The sequence below is a fragment of the Lentilactobacillus otakiensis DSM 19908 = JCM 15040 genome (genome assembly GCF_001434145.1).
Classification (GTDB): domain Bacteria; phylum Bacillota; class Bacilli; order Lactobacillales; family Lactobacillaceae; genus Lentilactobacillus; species Lentilactobacillus otakiensis.
Genome location: NZ_AZED01000011.1, coordinates 248,679 through 268,051 on the forward strand (window position 1 = coordinate 248,679; position 19,373 = coordinate 268,051).

Below are 19,373 nucleotides of genomic sequence, written 5' to 3' on the forward strand. Positions count from 1 at the left end.
CATGGCAGATAAAGCAGACGATTCAAAATACTTATGGGAAGACAAAACCAAGGACGGACACACTCGAATTGGCTTGAATGACTTAGCCCGCGGTGAGATTGGCCAAGTAACCTTTGCGGAGTTTCCCGACAAAATAACCGAGGTTAGCGAAGGTGATCCAATTCTTTCATTTGAAGGAGCCAAAGCGGTTACCGAAATTCATTCGCCAATCAGCGGCAAAGTTGCAAAAGTGAACGCTGACTTGATCGAGCATCCCGAATTATTGAACGAGGATGACCGCGATCAAACTTGGATTATCGAATTGTTTTAAACGATAATAGAATTATTTTCAGCAAAAAAGGAAATTGACATCAATTGTCAATTTCCTTTTTGTGTCCCTAAAATATTTTGAATTCATTAATCCTGGTTAGTCATGCTCATGTTTCAGGATGCCGCTGCCGATCAATAACAATTCCATCGTGGTTGGCCCAACGAAAGTAAATCCCCGTTTTTTCATGTCCTTGGCCAATTCAGCCCCTAAATCGTGGGAATCCTGCTGCAAAGAGCCCTTCACAACATCATCCTTTGGTTTAAACGACCAGAGATAATCTGCCAAATCCTTGAACTCCGGCTGAAGTTTCACGGTTGCCTGAGCATTTTGGACCACGGCGCGAATCTTTCGAGGATTCCGAATCATGTCAGGATTTTCCTCCAAGGCTTCGAGGTCCATCTCATCGAACTTGGCAATTTCGCTTACGTCAAAATGTTTGAACACCTTATCGAACACCGGAATCTTACTTGCAGCCACTCGCCAGTTCAACCCAGGTTGGAAAACATTCACCGTCAGCATTTCAAACAATACTCGTGGATCATGGATTTCAGTTCCAAATAATGAATGATACAGGTCAACGCCATTTAATGGTTTTGCCATCACAACCACCTTCCCCAAATAACTCATTTGGCTTTAGACTAACACCTTTGAGTTCATAATTGGTTATCAACGACCGTTAGATTGCTTGGCTAATAATTGTTTGAGTCTCTGGGAATCAGCATCAACAATGGCCTTCATATTCTTGAAGCGTTTGGAGTAAGACGGATGGTAGAGCGGAAAAATCCGATATTTCTCTTGGGTGAACTCGAATGAATTGGTTTCCGGATTGTATTTCTGAATCGGACTTTCCAATAATTGACCGTGTAAATCGCCAATCTTCGCTTTATTTCCCAGAAGTCGCTGGAGACTGGCATTTCCCATTGGCACCAATAACACATTTGGAAAATGAGCCAGTTCCCAATCAAACATCGGAGCTGATTTCTTCACTTCAGCCTGATTCGGTCTGCGATCACTCTTTCGGCCGCTTTTACCGATTGAAAACGGACGTGAATTTACCACTCCAGTAATGTAAATATCTTCGCGGGTAAGCCCAAGGGAGGCCAACCAGCGATCCAGTTCCTTACCAGATGGTCCCATAAATGGTCGGCCAATCTTGACCTCTTGATCACCTGGCGCTTCCCCAAGCAATAAAATGCGAGGGTTTTCACCGCCTTCGCTGGGAACGAAGCCTTCCAAACGGGGATTTTCTGCGGCCATTAATTTGGCGTCGTGGATCCATTCTGGGGTGAGAATTGTATGTAAAGTCATGGTGTGACCTTCTTTCGTCTTATTCTTATCTTCAGTATAAAATAAAAAGCCCACTCGCTATGGAATAGGCTTGCACAAGTTTAATGAACAACAACTTTTGTACCAAATGGCACAGTTTGATACATCCATTTAGCATCAGCAATTGAAAGCCGAACACAACCGTGTGATGCCGGCGTGCCTAATTTTTCAGCTTCTGAAACAACATATTTTCCTTTTGCATTCGTTGGCACACTGTGGAATAAGTAGACACCGTGGTCTAACCAGGATACCCAATAATGGGCGCCTTCGTGGGAATGCTTGTTATAAAATGAATAGCCGCGTTCCTTTTGGACATGGAATGTGCCCCGAGGAGTTGGGCTGCTTGGCACGCCGGTTGAACAGTTCATGATATATTGAACTTTACCGTTACCGTGAATAAAGACTTTTTGCTGCTTAATGCTGACATATATCCATGGTTTGCTCATGTTCGACCACTTTGGATAAGCCTTATCTTCAGATGGCGCCTTCCAGTAAGCAGCCGTTGTAGACGACGCATTATTCGGCACAGCTTCCTTACGAACTGCAAATGAATGCTGAGCAGCGGCCAAGGCCATTACCACGAAAACTGAAACAATTATAAAGGCAAAAACGTTCTTAAATTTCAATATGTAATTCCCCCAAACCAACTACTTCCATCATACAACAAAATCACACAGATGTTTGCCAACAGGCTTTCAGATACTGATAGCTGTTGCGCATTTCTTGACTATTCATTTGATCTTTTAAGTTAATTTCAAAAATATTGGTGGCATTCATGTTGACCACGGGTTTTAATGCTGACCAGTCGATTGCTCCTTTGCCAAGTTCCAAACTGTCATGGAATTTACCCATGGAGTCGACAAAATGGTAATGGACAATTTGATCGTGCAGATGGGCCATGCTGGCCTGCAGTTTAGCATTGTCGCCATGGAGCACAATGAACCCATGACTGGTATCGTAGCACAAACGATACCGATGCTCAATCACCAGATTTTCAAGCTCGGGATCGCCATAATCATATAATGGTGAAATTGAATTCTCGAACATCACGTGATCACCGCCAATTGATTGGAAATAGTCTAGGCGACTGAAGACCACTTTGCGGGCAGCTTCAATGGATGAATAATTGCTCAAAATCTCCGAAAGCGGTGAATTATACCCACCATGAATCAATACCTGGGTATCAGTTTCAATTGCCAACTTGATGAGGGCCTCAGAACTCCGCATTAAAAAATGATAGCCGTCGCGATGACTGGTCTGATCGACGGCGACCTCGTTATGGATACCTTGAAATTTCATCGGGTGATGAATCACAATCTTCGATACGCCGGCTGCTTTGACGTACTCAATCATGTCGCGCAGGTGTATGAGCCCGCTTGGTGTCACATCCTGTTCAGTCGTGAAAAATTCAAACACTTGAGGATGGTACTGCAGCCGTTCATCGATTTGGCTTTGCTTGGTGCTGGCCTTCAAACCCAGATAAGGGAACATAAAGACACCTCATTTCAAATAAATTCATTAATATCATTATATCGCCCTGCCAATATTTTGAGAGTGAAGCCAAATTTCTTAAACAATTTATCACCTTATTCCCCGCCACTGTGCTACATTTAAATCAGCATACATATTATAAAATCGATTCTGGGGGCAATTGACATGAAAAAGTTGAAGACGCGGCTAGACGCATTTAGCGATGCCGTTATTGCGATCATCCTAACCATTATGGTGCTGGATTTGACGCCGGTGCTGCGTGATAATTTGAATGATTATCTGTTTTTGAGTAAACAAGTCGGCATCTACATTATTAGTTTCGCATTCGTTGCCAACATGTGGTATCAGCACGCGACCTTATTCAATGACATTGACGACATGAGTTATCGGATCATGTTATACGACTTTGTATTTTTGATTCCACTATCGTTAACCCCATTAGCAACCAACATGATGGCCAGTAACACCACTCGGATTCCGGTCATGGCATACGGTGTGCTGCTGTTTGTTGTTTCGGCATCATTTAGGCTGCTCACCCGATCGGTCATGCGCTTTGAGTATACTGATAAATCAAAAATGCGACAATTATACCGAAAAATTTTCGGACGCCATAATCAATACTACATCATCTCCAACGCAATCCTGATCGTGCTTGCTTACTTCTTCCCGCAGATTGTTCTGTGGTTCTATCTACCGTATCCACTGGTCTATTTGATTTTGAGCAGCCGTGATCGTCAGCAGATGTACGATGCATCTCAATTGACCACCGAACAGCGAATGGAATACTTGAAGTTGCCACAAAATGCGATCAATCAATTCCGTGACATGGTACAAGATCAGGCGGCAACCGGAACGGATGGTGCCACGACTGAGGAGCATCATCCCCAACGAGGTTTCACCGGCTGGCTTGATCATCCGGTCGCAACAGACAGTGCCGGCCACCCAGTGAACCCCACTGTTCCAAGCAACAATCCCAACAGTGTTGAAGCTCGGAAAGAGCGGCAGGCTCAGTGGGAAGAATTTGCCAAACAAATTCGTGATGGATCCAAAAAGTATCGTGATACTGCGGAACGAATTCGTAAAGAACAACGTGATACCAATCGGGAAGCCGTTAAGCAAGCGTCTCGAACGGCTGAACAGCAACAGGACCAGCGGAAGCATGACGCTGAAACAGCAGCAAAAGAAGCAGAAATTCAACGTGAAGCCCGTGAAAAAGCGTCCAAGCAGGCGGCGAAGGAAACTGAGCGCCAACAGGATGCCGACAAAGAATCAGCTAAGCAAGCTGCCAAGGACATCGAACGGCAGGCAAAGGCCAAGCGACGGGCAGCTCACGAAGAAGATAAAATTCTTGAGCATCAGCAGAAGACGCAACGGCGGACTGAACGAAGAGATGCCAAGCATCAAGCCAAATTGCAGAAACTACAGGGCCAAACACAACCACATGACGCGGGTGACAAACCGGATTCCACTGAAAACAATGGTTCGGAAAATACCCAACCAAAACACGATGACTAGTGTAGTGGCTTTTAGACAAGAAACATCTTTGACTCCCAAGCTAATTTTTTAATCGCCATATAAATTTCAACCTCATAAACTCCAAACAGCAATTCCCAATTAGTTCATGAGAATTGCTGTTTTCTTATTTGATCATTGCGACCCGACAATTCAACTGTATAATGGCATTAATTACAGTTCAGGAGGCCATCAATGAGAATTAATCAATTTGGATATGTTCCAACCACACATGAACAAGTCGTCAAAGAACTTAAAGCAATCCGCTTCTTAACGGCCGATAACATCAAGATTACTGACCCACTCACGTTATTCCGTGACTTTTTGCTGAAATACTTCTCACAGCATTCATCAACTTCAACCCGTCTCGAAAAATTAAGCAATTTGATGGCGACAACAACTGTTGATGCCAATCAATATACTCAAAACACCGGTCCCGTAACTCGCGTGGCATTTTACAATATAGGCCTCCAGTTACTAGGATTTCTAAATGATTTGGACTTTTCCCTCAGTGATCCACTCAAATCCATCGCAGAGCTTGGACTCCCCCAGCCGATGATTCACCAAACATTTAACTGCGGCCAAATAATAGATGCATGGTACCGGTTGTTAAATACTCGAAACAAGTATGGTCAACTTCTGATTGATTACATAGCAGGCAAAGGATACTATCATCATTTGCTTGGTGGTTCCAGCGTTAGCAAACCGTTATTTTTTAACGGTAAAGCCCAAGCCGTTTTCAAAACTGATGCGCTGATCCGTGAGGTCGTTTACGTTGAATCATCACTAGATACGGATCACGATGGTCAGCGAGATTTGCTGAAAACAAATATCATTCGCCCCGCAGAAACCAACGATGGCTATCGGGCGCCCGTGATATTTACGGCAGATCCATATGCACAAGGAATGAATGAAAAATGGTCAGCACAATATTCTCACGACAACGTCCGGCCCCTTAAACGCAAGCAGCCAAATGATTTGGCCTATCAAGATGTTGAAGCAAAGCTTCCCAACGATACCCCACCAAGCCCTAGGAAAATCAAAGGTCAAACCACCAAAACTGGGGAAACGTTTACCAAGTTTTGGTCTTATTCGCTTAACGATTATTTTCTAGCTCGTGGTTTTGCCGTCGTCTACTCTTCTGGGATTGGCACCAAAGATTCAGACGGCTTTCGCACGACTGGAACTCAAGATGAGACCTTAAGTGCAACTGCGATCATTGAGTGGCTAAATGGCAATCGAGTCGCGTTTTCGAATCGTACAGATCAAGTCGCAATTAAAGCGAGCTGGAGTGATGGCAACGTCGGCATGACTGGTCGTTCATATTTGGGAACCTTATCCACTGCAGCAGCTTTCACTGGTGTTGCTGGATTAAAGACATGCATTGTTGAAGCTGGGCTATCCGACTACTATCCATACTACCGAGAAAATGGTTTGGTGGTTGCACCAGATGGTGATGACGCCGACGTGTTGGCAGAATGGACTTTCAGTCGCCAGCAGAATGCCGGAGATTATTCTCGGATTAAGAAGCCATGGTTATCCCATTTACAACAAATGAAACACGACCAAGAACATGATACTGGTAATTTCAATCAGTTCTGGGATGCCCGTAATGTCACGAAATATAACCGCACAAATGCCGACATGCTGCTTGTTCACGGACTAAATGATTGGAATGTCAAAACGGGTCAAGTCTGGAGCTCTCGAAATAAATTAAAGGCCCGAAATATCACACAAAAGTTGATTTTACACCAGGGCCAACATGAATATTTGAATAACTTTCGCTCGTTTGATTATACGGATCTGGTGAATTTGTGGTTATCCAATAAATTGTTTGGTGTTAATAACAATGTGGATAAAGTTCTCCCAAATGTCATCGTCCAAGATAACGCTCATTCGGAAACTTGGAACAGCTATGACAATTGGGGTGGAACTGAATCACTCACTCACACTGATTCGCTGTTGGATTGGAAGAATCATGATGGTAATTCGAGCTTTTCGGACCGGCTGCCGAAGGCTACTTTTGACCACTACACAAATCATCTCACCAATTGGAGTCACGACCTATATTCACGAAATGGTTCGCCAATGGATTATCACTGCATTCGCTTATTGAGTGACCCACTAAAAGATGATTTGGTCATTGACGGGCAGCCAACAATTTCACTCCATGTCAAGACGTGTGCGGATGTTGGAATGATCAGTGTCGCCCTTGTCGATTACGGAAAAGCACACCGCCTCACAGAGGTCCCACAAACCATTGTTTCTCAAAAGATTCTTCAAGGATATCATTGGCGTAAGGATGATTTGAAAGAATTTCTACCACAAGCAGTGCAAACTGACTTTAAACGAGTCACTGAAGCTCATATTAATATGCAAAACCGAGACAACAGCTACAAGGTCAACGATTTGTTGCCCAATAAATATTACACTTTAAGTTTCCAATTTCAGCCGACATTTTGGCACTTTCTCGAAGGCAATCAGATTGGACTCATCATCTATTCAAGCGATATGATCTACACTGTTCACGGTAATCAGGATATTACTTATACGGTCGCCTTGAATCATTCAAAAATTACTTTACCAATTTTAAAATAAAACACATCATTTTTAACGGGTGTATCTAGTAAAAAGCTTCGATGGCAGGCACCCATCGAAGCTTTTTTATCTTTTCCTACTTAACTATTTTCACAAAATGCGCATTCGCAGTGACATACCCACCGCTCACCAGGTAACGTTTGGCACCAAAAGTCGTTGTGGAGTATTGATGTGAGTAATCCCACTTCTTCACTTTCAGCACGGTACCCTTCTTGATTTGCTTGATCCGTTTGCTAAAGTTGGCATTGTTATAGAGGTAAATTGAGTGTTTAACTTTGATCTTCGTTGGTTGCGTCAGCTTGCCCGCAAATACCAGCTTTCGGTTACCTGTGATGTAGTGACCGTTGCTGAGGAGATAACGGGTGGTCAGGTTGTGTTTGATGAATCCCTTAACCTTCAGTTGAGTGCCCTGCTTGAAGTTCTTGATCTTGCCAGTCAAATTGGCTTTGGTGTATTCATTGACACCGGTTGGGTTGATGACCGTCAACGTTTGATGCTTGCTGTGATAGTAGACTGGACGAACGTAGGCATACTGTGCGGTAATGTAGCCTTTCATGCCGTCTGATTTGGCATGGTGGTTCACATCCTTGACCACATATCTCAACGCACCATTTTTAGATTTCGCGTAATCGCTCACCACAAACATCGGGCGGTTAACCCGTGGCTTTTTAGCGTAGCTGGCGATGCGTTCACCCTTCTTGAAATTAGCGTTTTTGTACAGATAAATCTTCTTAAGTGAGTAGACTGCCTCACCCTTCTTGGCGATGCTGCCGCCTTCACTTGGTGCGACCACAGGTTGTTCCGGAGTCGGTTCAGTCTTCGGCTGAGGTGTTGGCGTTGAATCGGGTTTCGGCGTCGGTGTTGGGTTAACCGGCGTCACTGGGGTAACCGGTGGATTGACCGGCGGCGTTACCGGCGTGGTCTTGTCCTTGGTGTAACGGTAGTAAATCGTGTGCCCAGTAGCATCAAAGGTGCCAGTCATATCCCCTTGGATATCTTTAAACGTGTATCCATTAATGCTGAGCTTGTACATATTATCGCTCACATCGTATTTGTCGCCAACAAGTCCGGCAACCGTTCGAGTTGGAGCAATTTCGTGTGGCATGTTGTCCGCATCGACGTAACGAATCTTGATCGGTTGGGCTTCATTCTTAGCTGCGTCTCGTTTATATCTGTAGTAAACGGTCTGGCCCTGTTCACTGATTTGGCCAGTTGCGTTCCCCTGGATATCGACAAAGGTGTAACCGTCAATTTTCAGTCGGTACTGGGTTTCAGTGGTGTTGTAGTTATCGCCGATCTTCCCAGTAATGACTTTCTCTGGCCCAATTGCGTGAGGCATGTTATCGATGTCCACGTATTTGATGGTCACTGACTTCGGTTGAGCCGGATTCTTGGTGTACTGCATGTAAATTGTGTGGGCAGTGTCGCCAAATGTGCCAGTGGCATCGCCAGAAATCCCAGCAAATGTGTAGCCTGGAACATCGATCTTGTAATCATCCCCACTGACATCATACGTATCGCCAAGCTTACCAGTCAGGACTTTTGAAGGCCCAATTTCATGAGGCATGCTGTCTTTGTCAACGTATTTCACGGTGACTGGTTTGGCCGCGGTTGGTTTGACGTCATAGATGTAGGTGAGTGATGTATCGATGAAATCAAATTTGGCAGGCACTGTTTGGCCTTCTTTTAGGCCTTTCAAGGTGTAGACTGTATCATCTTTGGTGATGGTTGTTGGAATCTCTGGTAGTGTGAAATCTGTGTTGGTTTTACCTGGAACCAGGAGTGGATCTTTTAACTCGTTACCTGACTCATCTTCAAAATTGATAGTCACCGTCGAAGTATCAGAAGCAAACAAAACTGTCCGGTATTGCGGAAGATCGGTGTATGTTCCAGCCTGATCGACGAAATTAGCTTTTCCGTTATTGGCTTTAAAGTCTGAATAAAGCCCAGTTCCGTCAAATACCCCAATCGATCTGAGCCCTTTCTCACCCATCAATTTATTCAACGTATAGATAGTACTTGGATCGTGTCCAATATCATATCCAGTTCCAACATTTCCCGCCATAGTGTTAGTGGGTGCCAATGTCAGCTGATTCCCATTCGGCTGCACCAACTGATAATTCACAAACACATTTCCAACGGTCTGATTGAACTGATAAGGCACCATAATCCATCCTTCAAAATCGGAGTTTGGATCTGACCAGTGACTTGATAATGAGCCATACAAATCAGTTTTATCAGGTAGGAAATTCGTCCAAGTCATGGTCACTGGATCAATGTTGCCGCCATCCGAAGTACTTGGATATAAGTTTGGATAGGTCGTCTTTTCAGCTCTGATATCAAAGCCCTTCACCGGCAAGTTGGCCGATTCCAAGTCCTTAATGATAAATGAAGGTGTGGTGAAAGAGGTTTGCGCTGCTGTTGCTGCGCTTCCTCGTAAAGTCACTGGCTCTAACAAGATATGTTGGTGATTGAATCCAGAATTCAAATTCAGGCCTTTGTTACCCTTGTTGGTTGCTAGTGGTGATAAATCTGCAATTTGGTTATAAGTCAGCGAAAGGCTGGTTAGGTTAGGCTTGTTTGCCAAAGCTGAGACATCGTTGATTGAAAACATTTGGATCATGACTGATTGTAATTCATTCAAGCCTTTCAAGGCGTCGATATCCCATAAATTACCATTCTTGGCACCAGTCTTGAACGTCGCCTCGCTCACAGAAATATTAGGGTCTAAATGGATTGATGTTAATCCGGTGGCATACTGCAAACCTTCAAGTGATTGCATCGACATCAAAGCCATGTAATATTGTGAGGCCTTTGGGTTATCGTATGTCCCGGCATTCTGTTTATCTTCGCTACTAGTAAGTGACGTCAACGTCTTCATATCATTCTTCGTAAAGTTCGCGAAAAAGTCAGCCGCCGTCTTGTACTTACTTGCGAATGCCGTCTGCCAGACAAAGTATTCAAAACCGTTATCGGGCATCCATTCGCTTAAATAGAGTTGACCGGTCTGTGGATCGGTTCCTTTTGCATTATCTGGAATGTTGGCTGCGTATTCAGCACCGCGCCATGCGCCGGCGCCCAATTGATTGAGCCCAGGATGGACATAGGTGTACTGCAATGGATTAACTTTGCTAATATTGAATTCATCTGTCCGCGGAACAACGTTGGTTACATCATCCGCGGTAGCATGCATGAATCCCAAGCCAAACACGACTGCAGCTAAAGTGACCACCCCCGTTGCCACTTGCTGTAATCGTTTACATTTTGTGAGAAACTTCAACATTGATGAGTTACCTGCTCGGCTATGCATAATAAACACTCCCTCATAATTTGATATTCACGCTTCCCCATTCCACCGTTATAGTATCATGTTATTTACGATTTTAGTACTAACTTGGCTTATATCCTATAACATAATCATTATGTAACTGGTGCTCCAGAACTCGAGAACAGAACAGTTACAATTGCGATCATAGCGGTTTTGATGAGTAGTTTACTAATGTGGTTCCTTAAAGAGGATCTTCTCCACTACTTTTACTCACGTGATGATTCTTATTTCTAAAGTAGCTTTACGCTGTGTTGTCAGTGTACTTTTATATTTATTATTTATCACTCCCAATATTAATATTTACCCCATTTTTTGTGCAACAAAAATACTATCACTTCTGGCAGAATTTTAATAGTATTTTTGTTAATTAGTTAATAATATATTAGTTATGTAAGTTCATGCACAAAAGTCCATTACGGAGTGATTAATAATGTATATGAGGGGTCCTTATAAACATCTATAAGTCATATTCGCTTGAAAAATGGGTTAGTAAATCTTAAAATATGATCATGGTATAAGATTTTATACTACAAATATACATACAAAAGGAGCTCCCAACATGAAATCAACCAAACTACTCTGGACCATCCTAGCTACCCTCACCTTCACCTTGTTCTTAGGCGTCACCGCATCTCAACCAGCCATGGCCAAGAACGGCACCACGCCAACCGCATTGCGGGGTACTTGGCACTCAACAACTAGCAAATCCCGCTACGTGATGATCATCCACAAGCACTCGATGTCTGGCTATCGTTACAGCAAGAAACTCGGTCGAGTTGTGGATCGTAGTCACATTTCACGAAGTCACTTATACAGCCAGTATGCTGGCAAGGGTTACTACGAAATTGGGTTGAAGGGATCCGATGCCGTGTCTGATTTTAAACCCATGCACTACAAAGGCCAAAAGATCCTTTACCAACACCTCGGCTACTTCGGTTACGGCAACCGCCACATGATCTGGTACCGCGGCAAATAAACATTTTAGTCACTGGGAAATCCAGTGGCTTTTTTAATCCCCATCACTTTAAGAGCGGTAAAATAAACCTATAAAAACAACTAATTTGAGGGGAAATGAATGCAATGTTTCACTATTCGAAATCACGCTTAATCGGCATTTCAGACGGAATTTTTGCGGTTGTCCTCACCATCATGGTACTAGACATCAAAACGCCAATCAGTACGGCACAGGGGCCATTGATTGACCTTGTTAAACACTTAGCGATTTACTTCATCAGTTTTGCGATTGTTTCTCAATACTGGGTCTACCATCAAGAATTATTCAGTGAAATTAAACACACGACATCGCTGATCACGATTACCAACATCTACTACCTTTGTTTTATCAGCCTGACCCCATTCGCAACGGCCTGGCTGAATGATGATTTTGGCAGTCAGCTGCCGACGATCGCTTATTCAATCGTCATCATTTTGGTCAATTTGACTCAGGCCATCATGTTTCACGAAGTCATTGAAATGGGCGAAGCAGACGGCCTCAAAATGTCTGCGCATGACCGTGAAGAATATCGCTCTGCCCAAATCATGCTGGGATTCAGTCTGTTCTATCTGGTCTTCGCCTACTTTGCGCCCCAATATTTCCTCATCGTCGTTGTGCTTGGTCTGGTACTCCGAACCTGGGTCACAACAACGGCTAGAATTGTCAATGGCATTCGGAACAGACGAATACAAAAATAATTTCAATTCTAATGAACCCCCAACGGAATTATTTGCTATAATGAATTTGCAAACACTTAAGAAAATCTTAATAATTTAATATCCGTATTGGGGGGGGGATATAGATGAAATCACGAAATAAATGGTTAACAATTGTCGGTTTGGCGTTCGGGTTGGTAAGTGCAGGTCTATTCAGCGCCGACGCTGACGCTAAAACCATGACAGTCAATTATGTATCAACGACTGGCCAGCAGCTGCGGGCACCAATTACCTATCACCGTGTTTCCAATGGGATCAATGCTTTTGGAACAACCTATACCTACACGATGAGCGGCTATCCCAGCACGCAGGCCGGCTACGTCAAAACCATCAAAGGATACGTTCCTCATAAGGTCCAACAGAATTACACTTATCAAAACATGCCGAACTCGCTAACGGTCAAGTACATAAAAGAATCGACGCTGGCACTTAAGGTTGATAAGCAGTATATGAAACAAATCAACGCCTATCGGGCAACTAAAGGCTTAAAGGCGTTCAAGCACCGGGCATCTCTGAAGGCGAAGACCGTTGTCCGATCCAAAGAACTTTGGACCAAGTTGAGCCACGTCCGTCCAAATGGTCAATCGTACAACGCCAAGAATAGCGGCTACGCTGAAGTCATGGCAGTCCTGCCAACCTACTTCACTTCGTATGGCATCTCAACTTACAATTCCGGTCAGGGCGCCACGATCGTTTACAATTCCAACGGTTATGTTTCTTACAAGAAAACGGCTCAGACCGCAAGCCACGAACTGTTGACTTGTGATGCTGAGCATCGAGATACTGAATTGAATAATTGGGCGACCTATAGTGATGTGGCATTTAGCTTCCACGCCGATGGATCGGCCAAAATGGCACAGTTGTTTGAATTGAAGGGTGCCAAGGAATAGAGTGCGACAAGACCCGGGTGACGCGGTTTCTAAGTTAGCGTCAGGGTCATCGAAGCACGTTTTGACAATATACAAGTTCCAACACAAATAAATGCGTACGGACAAAATCCGCACGCATTTTTTATTTTCCAATCGAATCCAAAATTCGCTGTTCATCATACAATTTCAATACAAAATACATCCCAGCATAAATCGCCAGTGGAATCCAAACGTAATTCCAATTAATCATCGTCAAGGTTCCAGCATTCTGGGAATGGTTGGCAACGTAACCCGACAAATGGAATAAACCTGCCGTAATCAAGCCGCCAACTCCCAAGCCGAAATTAACCCCAAAGTCATCGGTGGAAGCCAGAATCCCTTCCGCTTGAATTCCCATGCTGGCACCATATCGAATCGTGTCAGCAATCATGATGGAAACTAGGCCAATGATGATCCCATTGCCAATTGAATTTAAGAACACACCGCCAAAGAGAACCAACAACCATTTACCATACACGCCAACCGCAATAATCGCCTGTCCCGCCAGGGCAACTAGAATGCCATGGAGCATGGTCTGCTTTTTACTCTGATGATCAGTCAGTCGAATAATCAGCAAGACGCCAATCAACGCGGCTAAAGTGAAGCCGTTAACCCACGGCACGAGGTTTTCATTGCCGAGCGTGTATTTGAAATAATAAATTGTCGTCTGATTTTTGATCGCCGTCACCAGCCAATACATAAAAATCACAACTGAAATGACGATCCACGGCTGGTTGTGCCCCAGCATCGACAAGACCACTTTGACTGGTTGATGCGCAATATGGGAATTCGAGAATCGTTCACGGACGTGCACAAACGTATTGAGGATCAGAAATAATGAAATGATTCCAAACAGGATAATTGTCCCGAGAAACCCTTTTTGCTGATTACCATGGCCGAATAGCCAAACTAATGGCAACGTAAACACAGCAACGACAATCTGCACCGAGCTGCCAAAGAACTGCCGGATCACTCCCAGCATTGTCAGTTCGCGCGTGTTTTCCGTCATCGTTGGCAGAATCGATGTGATTGGCAGATTGACTGCGGTATATAAAAAGCCTAGGCCTAGATAAGTTACATATGCCCAAATTAATTTCCCACCATAAGAAAAGTTGGGCGTGACAAATGTCAGAATCGCAAAGACAACGTACGGAACCGAATACCATAGGAAAAAGGGCCGGCTCTTACCAAATCGGGAATGCGTATGATCGATCATAATCCCAATGATGAAGCTTTCCACCACATCGGCAACTCGAGCAACCACGAACAAGATGGCAACAGCGCTTGGCGTCAGCCCGTAGACATCTGTATAGAAGAACAGCAGATACGTGGTCATCATTTGAAAGATTAAATTATCAGCCGCATCACTGAGGCCATAACTGATTCGCTCCGGCCAACGAGTTGACCATTTTGTGCTCGATTCCACTTCTGCCACCACCTTTATGTATAAAACATCCAAATTAATTGTACGCAACTTTGCCAGCCGCAACAATCAAATGCACGCTAAAATTTGTAGTCTGCCCATACATAGCCGGAATGTGTCACGAAAGCAAATCCGCCTCTCGTCACACTCCACAAAAAGAAAGCCCTGCTCGCATACAGGACTTTCTAAGGGAATTTTATATTTCATATTGAGGGGTAATTCTTGTTCATTTCATATTGAGGGGTATTTCATGAAGTTAAGAATTTTGTCAATCTTGTTGGGTATTTCTTAGTAATTATTTGAGGGGTGAATATTATTTTGTAAGACGCTAGTGATTCTGAACTTTCTCCATCGCATCAGTCCTTTCATTGGCTTCGTGAGTTTCAGCGCACGGTCTTAAATTAACTCGTTGGTACTTTGGTTTTAGTAGCAGCTCCAAACAACAAACCTCTTATGCCGGTTGGAACTGTGAATCTCATATTTAAACTTGGGTTTTACGTGAGTTTTCATTAGTTGTGAATTGATCCTTCCTTTCGCATATCATTTGTTCTGAAGCTGATTGGGATTTCATATTAGGGGTTTGGTACAGTAGCTTGATATTTACCTCCTCTCTTATTTGATTGTCTATAGATTATCGCATTCAACTTAAATGAAGCTTAAATGGCGGATAAAAATCTAAACTTTTTATTGTACTGATAAGCCACCAGTGTAATGAGTGGATTGACTGGTCAAAACTTGGAGAGTGTAAGTCCCTTTAGGAGCACTAAACGAGCCGGTTGCAGTTCCAGATGATGCATTGATCGTCTTATAAAGACTGCCATCCTTATAAATCTTAATCTGGAATGGCTTGCTGCTTGCGGAACCATCAGATTCATAGGTGTTGATTGAATACTTAACAGTCACATCTTTGTTGGCATGGGTATTTTTAACAGACGTTTTAAAACCAACGTTTTCTGATTTATATGTTGATCCGGTTAAACGAGGCGCTTTTTGATCAAATTTGGCTGAGGCTGTCTTGTCGCTATCAGTTGTTACAGCAGTGGCATTACGAGTACTAGGAGTATTCGTTGCATTTTTGTTTTGGTTTGCGTTATTGTTCGTTGTAGTTTGCGCTTTTGCTGCTGCATTATTATCCTTGGTTGGAGTGGATGTTGTCTTGGATTTGTCAGTATCAGCTGATTTTGCAGTTGCTGTAGCCTGTGTTGTCTGACTCTTGTTAGCCTGACTGCCATTTGCCTTATGGGCATCGTTTGATTTAGTCTGTTGGGTTTGCTGTGTTGGACTAACCGCCGCATTTGCTGTGATGGTAGTGACTGCTGTGGTGCCAAATAGTGCCATTGCTGCTCCGGTTGTGTACATCATCGTTTTTAAATTCATAAATTATAATCTCCTTTGATTGTAAGTGTTGGTTTGCTGCAATCCATTTTGAATTGCGGTTCGTTTTTGATTAACTTGATTCAAGTTGCCTATTTGTATTTGAATGGCCTGTGTGGCATTGGCATCGCTCCCTTCGTTATTGAATGTCCCTAGATTATCGGTAGGAACTTAAACGCAACTTAAAAACGGAAACCAAACGAGAAATGTGCACTTTACTTAATCAAAACGCAAACCTTTTTAGAAAACCGCAAATTTTTGGGTCAAAAAGGAGCTAAGATCGAAATGATCTCAGCTCCTTTTACAAAATGTGCTGTGCAAGCCAGATTCCACTATTATTTCCAGGATGGCTTATCACCATCAGTATTAGGCTGATTAACCCCAACCGAGTGATCAATTTCCAGGCTCGGATCATTGATTAGCTTAACCACAAAATCGGCAATGCTCTTGCGGGAGACTTCTGTTCCTTTGAACGGTTCCCCCTTCTGTGTCGTTTCATAACTGACAATATTCTTGTTAGATAGCCAGGCTGGGCGGATAATCGTATAATCCAAATCAGAGTCTTCCACCACTTTGGCCGCTGCAGCATATGGCTCCAAATAACCGCCGTCCAACTGTTGATGGTTCCATTTGCCGAAGTTGCCTGGCACTTCATCATAGATGCCAAGCGTTGAAATCCAGATCAAGCGCTGAACAACAGTCCGGTCAATGGCACCAACCACCGCCTTAGCCTCGTCTTCAATGTTTTTCCCACTCAAATTTGCATAAACAATGTCAATGCCATCAAGTGCTTTAATGATAGCCTGCTTGTTGGCGGCATCTCCATCAATCACCGTTTCCCGCGTAGGATCCGTTATTGTTAACCGGCCAGCATTTCGCAAGAATAGCGTCAAATGATGATCTGTTTCATTCAATAATTGTTTCTCTACTAGCCGGGCAATCTGGCCGTTAGCACCCAAAATTAATACGTTTGCCATAAATGACATTCCCCTTTTCAATTAGTATTCACTTCCACTGTACCAAATTTCAAACAAAAACGGGTCGCAAATAAATGCGATCCGTCATATTTTTACATATCAGTAGCAGTCAAACCGTTCAAAGTCTTCATATCATCTGAACTAATCTCAAAGTCTAATTGGGTATTATTTTCGATATGTTGCTTGTGAGTTGCTTTTGGTAACGGCAGCACATCATTTTGAAGGACAAACTTGATTGCCAATTGAGCGACACTCACGCCATATTTATCAGCAATCTTTTTGATATCCAGGTTCTCAAGGATGCCGCCAGTGGCCAGTGGTGAATAAGCCTCCACCAAAATGTCGTTATCTTTGGCAAACTTGGTTGTTTCCGGCTCAGTATAGCCGACAAAGTAGCGAATCTGATCGACCATTGGTTTAATATCAGCGTGATCCAAAATATTTTGCAGGTCGTGGACGTTGAAGTTGGAAACCCCAATTGCCTTGACCTGACCACTAGCATAGATGTCTTGCATTGCTTTCCAAACTTCAACATTGGCAGCATCATAATTAGTCGACCCACGTTCACCCCATGGCCACGGTGCGTGAATCAGATACAAATCCAAATATGATAGGTTTAACGCCTTCATTGTAGAACGGAAATCGGCAATTGCGCCATCGTACGATTTAGTAGCAGCTGGCAATTTGGATGTGACGAAGACGTTTTCTCGGTCAACGTCAGAATCCAAAATGGCTTCACCAACGCTCTTTTCATTTCGATAAGCTTTAGCAGTATCAATGTGTCGGTAACCGGCTTTAAGCGCCATGCTAACGGCATCATAAGTGTCTTGGCCGCCTGGAATCTGCCAGGTACCAAAGCCCACTTTAGGAATTTTAATTCCATTATTTAATTCATAGTTATCAGTTAAAATCGACATTCAAAATGCCTCCTTTTGCTTTTGCGAGTAATTATATTATGGGCTAGTTGGGTGGAAAACGCGAGGAAATAGCATTCCTTACAAAAAATCATCTCCCAGATGGAAGATGATTTTTCAAACTATTTATCTCTGCGGCAATGTATAATACAACTTCAGAGTATCGCCATATTTAGCCTCTGAGTTAGCAGCAATTGTCGATTGCTTGTTGAAATAGTAGACCGGCGTGGTTTTTGTTCCATCGGCGTTAGTGACCGGAACCCCTGTCAATGATGATAACTTATTTGGATCCGAGAAGAGGGCATTATCAAAGACTTTTGCTGGCACTGTTCCCTGAGTCTGACTGGAGAAAATCGTCATTTGCGCATCAGTCAAGATCGGATATGAATTTCCGACCAATTGAGATGGACTGATTTGCTGATTAGTGTTGGTCAGATAATAAGCAACTGGTGACTGGAAATTAGGGGTAACTGGATCAACATGTACCAAATAATCATCAGCTCCAACGGTCACTTCAGTTGGTTGATTGGTTGGGATTTGTGTGGCACTTAATTTAAATCCGGTTGGCACATTCTTAGAAATGATATCCGTTAGCTGAGTTGCCTTCTGCAAAATGTCGCCTAATTTGGCACCATTCGTTAATGTTGCGCCAGCTTTTAGATCGGTCTTTTGAATGATCCAAGTGTAATCACCAACCGACTGGCCAGCAGGGTTCACGTAGGTCACTTTGACGCTGTTATCTTTGGTTGCCTGCTGAGAGTTTGGCGCTGCAACTCCACCTGAGTAGACCCAGCCAACGATGGCCGAGTTATTATTATCAGTCACTTTGTAATAGAGGTACTGCTCACGCGTCTTGGTGGCAGCGTCAGTAATCGTGAAAGTATCACTTGGGCTGTAGCTACTCATGTCAACTTGTTTGGCCTTGTACTGTGACCATTTAGGATCAACCCACAGAGTGTATTTTTTGGTATTCGTGAGGGTATACCCCGTTTTTTGTAATGGTAAATTAGCATTGGCCATGGTATTGGCAGGATTCAGGCCCCCGGCAAAGGTGCCGTTAACCCGGCCGCCATAAATCCATCCACGGTAAACGCCGTTGAATGAAACCACTTTATAGTAAACTGCGCCACGATTGGTGGTCGCTACCCGGTACGCGCGGAAATATTGACTCGATTGTTTGGATGAACCGTATCGCTGCAAAGTGTATTTAGATGCAATGACTCGTGCGCCACGTAAAGTTCCCGCCTTGGTGTACAAGGCGTTCGTCCCGTTGGTCGTGACGTTGCGGTTCTGCGGTGCAGTCTGCATGACCTGATTTGATGTAATTCTAGCGTATGATCTTGCACTGGCATTGGTGGTTGCAAAGCCAGTTGTGGCAATCATAGATGCAACTGCCATGCCAAAATAAAATGATTTTTTCAAACTCAAAATCATGAAATTCACTCCCCATAAACTTTCTGTCGGACAAATTCGTATTAAGTAAATGTTACCATTTTGAAATT

At 43.6% G+C, this 19,373-nt stretch carries 16 protein-coding genes; 6 read left to right on the forward strand and 10 right to left on the reverse strand.

Features of this window, described 5'->3' with window-relative positions:
• The first annotated feature begins 1 nt into the window (after window position 1).
• A complete protein-coding gene (locus FD05_RS04930) occupies window positions 2-310 on the forward strand; it encodes a glycine cleavage system H family protein (protein ID WP_020280714.1) in 309 nt (102 codons plus the stop codon).
• Between the two features lie 96 nt (window positions 311-406).
• Here FD05_RS04930 and FD05_RS04935 read toward each other — a convergent pair whose 3' ends face one another.
• From FD05_RS04935 to FD05_RS04950, 4 genes are all read right to left on the reverse strand, one after another.
• Window positions 407-910 carry a DNA-3-methyladenine glycosylase I gene (locus tag FD05_RS04935; RefSeq protein ID WP_081637855.1) on the reverse strand — a complete coding sequence of 168 codons (504 nt, stop codon included), beginning with the start codon at window positions 908-910 and terminating at the stop codon, window positions 407-409.
• 66 nt (window positions 911-976) lie between these two features.
• Window positions 977-1,618 (reverse strand): uracil-DNA glycosylase, encoded by a 642-nt coding sequence (locus FD05_RS04940; RefSeq protein WP_039932596.1) that lies wholly within the window; start codon window positions 1,616-1,618, stop codon window positions 977-979.
• Window positions 1,619-1,698: 80 nt separating this feature from the next.
• Window positions 1,699-2,262 (reverse strand): L,D-transpeptidase, encoded by a 564-nt coding sequence (locus tag FD05_RS04945; RefSeq protein ID WP_051990587.1) that lies wholly within the window; start codon window positions 2,260-2,262, stop codon window positions 1,699-1,701.
• A gap of 43 nt (window positions 2,263-2,305) precedes the next feature.
• Entirely contained in the window at window positions 2,306-3,127 is an 822-nt protein-coding gene (locus FD05_RS04950; protein WP_020280710.1) for a TIM barrel protein, read from the reverse strand.
• Between the two features lie 165 nt (window positions 3,128-3,292).
• Here FD05_RS04950 and FD05_RS04955 point away from each other — a divergent pair, with 165 nt between their 5' ends.
• Both FD05_RS04955 and FD05_RS04960 read left to right on the forward strand, forming a co-directional pair.
• Complete coding sequence (locus tag FD05_RS04955; RefSeq protein WP_020280709.1) at window positions 3,293-4,642, forward strand: TMEM175 family protein; 1,350 nt, start codon at window positions 3,293-3,295, stop codon at window positions 4,640-4,642.
• Window positions 4,643-4,834: 192 nt separating this feature from the next.
• The gene (locus FD05_RS04960) at window positions 4,835-7,237 is read left to right on the forward strand and encodes a Xaa-Pro dipeptidyl-peptidase (RefSeq protein ID WP_020280708.1); all 2,403 of its coding nucleotides are present in this window, start codon (window positions 4,835-4,837) and stop codon (window positions 7,235-7,237) included.
• 76 nt (window positions 7,238-7,313) lie between these two features.
• Here the strand turns inward: FD05_RS04960 and FD05_RS04965 are convergent, their stop codons facing one another.
• On the reverse strand, window positions 7,314-10,547 hold the full coding sequence (locus tag FD05_RS04965; protein WP_152436156.1) for a MucBP domain-containing protein: 3,234 nt from the start codon (window positions 10,545-10,547) through the stop codon (window positions 7,314-7,316).
• Between the two features lie 577 nt (window positions 10,548-11,124).
• On the opposite strand from FD05_RS04965, the gene FD05_RS04970 reads away from it, so the two are divergent.
• The 3 genes from FD05_RS04970 (at window position 11,125) to FD05_RS04980 (ending at window position 13,165) form a co-directional block, all read left to right on the forward strand.
• A complete protein-coding gene (locus tag FD05_RS04970) occupies window positions 11,125-11,541 on the forward strand; it encodes a hypothetical protein (RefSeq protein ID WP_020280706.1) in 417 nt (138 codons plus the stop codon).
• 95 nt (window positions 11,542-11,636) lie between these two features.
• Window positions 11,637-12,257, forward strand: a complete 621-nt coding sequence (locus tag FD05_RS04975; protein WP_223602597.1) for a TMEM175 family protein — start codon at window positions 11,637-11,639, stop codon at window positions 12,255-12,257.
• 104 nt (window positions 12,258-12,361) lie between these two features.
• Entirely contained in the window at window positions 12,362-13,165 is an 804-nt protein-coding gene (locus tag FD05_RS04980; protein ID WP_020280704.1) for a hypothetical protein, read from the forward strand.
• Between the two features lie 121 nt (window positions 13,166-13,286).
• Here FD05_RS04980 and FD05_RS04985 read toward each other — a convergent pair whose 3' ends face one another.
• From FD05_RS04985 to FD05_RS05005, 5 genes are all read right to left on the reverse strand, one after another.
• Window positions 13,287-14,609 (reverse strand): MFS transporter, encoded by a 1,323-nt coding sequence (locus FD05_RS04985; protein WP_020280703.1) that lies wholly within the window; start codon window positions 14,607-14,609, stop codon window positions 13,287-13,289.
• Window positions 14,610-15,290: 681 nt separating this feature from the next.
• Window positions 15,291-15,983: a hypothetical protein gene (locus FD05_RS04990; RefSeq protein WP_020280702.1), complete on the reverse strand. Its 693-nt coding sequence runs from the start codon at window positions 15,981-15,983 to the stop codon at window positions 15,291-15,293.
• Window positions 15,984-16,315: 332 nt separating this feature from the next.
• A complete protein-coding gene (locus FD05_RS04995) occupies window positions 16,316-16,957 on the reverse strand; it encodes an SDR family oxidoreductase (RefSeq protein ID WP_020280701.1) in 642 nt (213 codons plus the stop codon).
• 92 nt (window positions 16,958-17,049) lie between these two features.
• Window positions 17,050-17,874: an aldo/keto reductase gene (locus FD05_RS05000; RefSeq protein WP_020280700.1), complete on the reverse strand. Its 825-nt coding sequence runs from the start codon at window positions 17,872-17,874 to the stop codon at window positions 17,050-17,052.
• Window positions 17,875-17,997: 123 nt separating this feature from the next.
• Window positions 17,998-19,305, reverse strand: coding sequence for a hypothetical protein (locus tag FD05_RS05005; RefSeq protein WP_020280699.1), 1,308 nt, complete (start codon window positions 19,303-19,305; stop codon window positions 17,998-18,000).
• Window positions 19,306-19,373: the final 68 nt, after the last annotated feature.

Bases quoted from the DNA above. Each gene is read 5' to 3' on its own strand.
- FD05_RS04980 (WP_020280704.1), top strand. From the start codon at position 12,362: ATGAAATCACGAAATAAATGGTTAACAATTGTCGGTTTGGCGTTCGGG.
- FD05_RS05000 (WP_020280700.1), bottom strand. From the start codon at position 17,874: ATGTCGATTTTAACTGATAACTATGAATTAAATAATGGAATTAAAATT.
- FD05_RS04950 (WP_020280710.1), bottom strand. From the start codon at position 3,127: ATGTTCCCTTATCTGGGTTTGAAGGCCAGCACCAAGCAAAGCCAAATC.
- FD05_RS04975 (WP_223602597.1), top strand. From the start codon at position 11,637: ATGAATGCAATGTTTCACTATTCGAAATCACGCTTAATCGGCATTTCA.
- FD05_RS05005 (WP_020280699.1), bottom strand. From the start codon at position 19,305: ATGATTTTGAGTTTGAAAAAATCATTTTATTTTGGCATGGCAGTTGCA.
- FD05_RS04930 (WP_020280714.1), top strand. From the start codon at position 2: ATGGCAGATAAAGCAGACGATTCAAAATACTTATGGGAAGACAAAACC.
- FD05_RS04965 (WP_152436156.1), bottom strand. From the start codon at position 10,547: ATGCATAGCCGAGCAGGTAACTCATCAATGTTGAAGTTTCTCACAAAA.
- FD05_RS04940 (WP_039932596.1), bottom strand. From the start codon at position 1,618: ATGACTTTACATACAATTCTCACCCCAGAATGGATCCACGACGCCAAA.
- FD05_RS04955 (WP_020280709.1), top strand. From the start codon at position 3,293: ATGAAAAAGTTGAAGACGCGGCTAGACGCATTTAGCGATGCCGTTATT.
- FD05_RS04990 (WP_020280702.1), bottom strand. From the start codon at position 15,983: ATGAATTTAAAAACGATGATGTACACAACCGGAGCAGCAATGGCACTA.
- FD05_RS04995 (WP_020280701.1), bottom strand. From the start codon at position 16,957: ATGGCAAACGTATTAATTTTGGGTGCTAACGGCCAGATTGCCCGGCTA.
- FD05_RS04935 (WP_081637855.1), bottom strand. From the start codon at position 910: ATGGCAAAACCATTAAATGGCGTTGACCTGTATCATTCATTATTTGGA.
- FD05_RS04960 (WP_020280708.1), top strand. From the start codon at position 4,835: ATGAGAATTAATCAATTTGGATATGTTCCAACCACACATGAACAAGTC.
- FD05_RS04970 (WP_020280706.1), top strand. From the start codon at position 11,125: ATGAAATCAACCAAACTACTCTGGACCATCCTAGCTACCCTCACCTTC.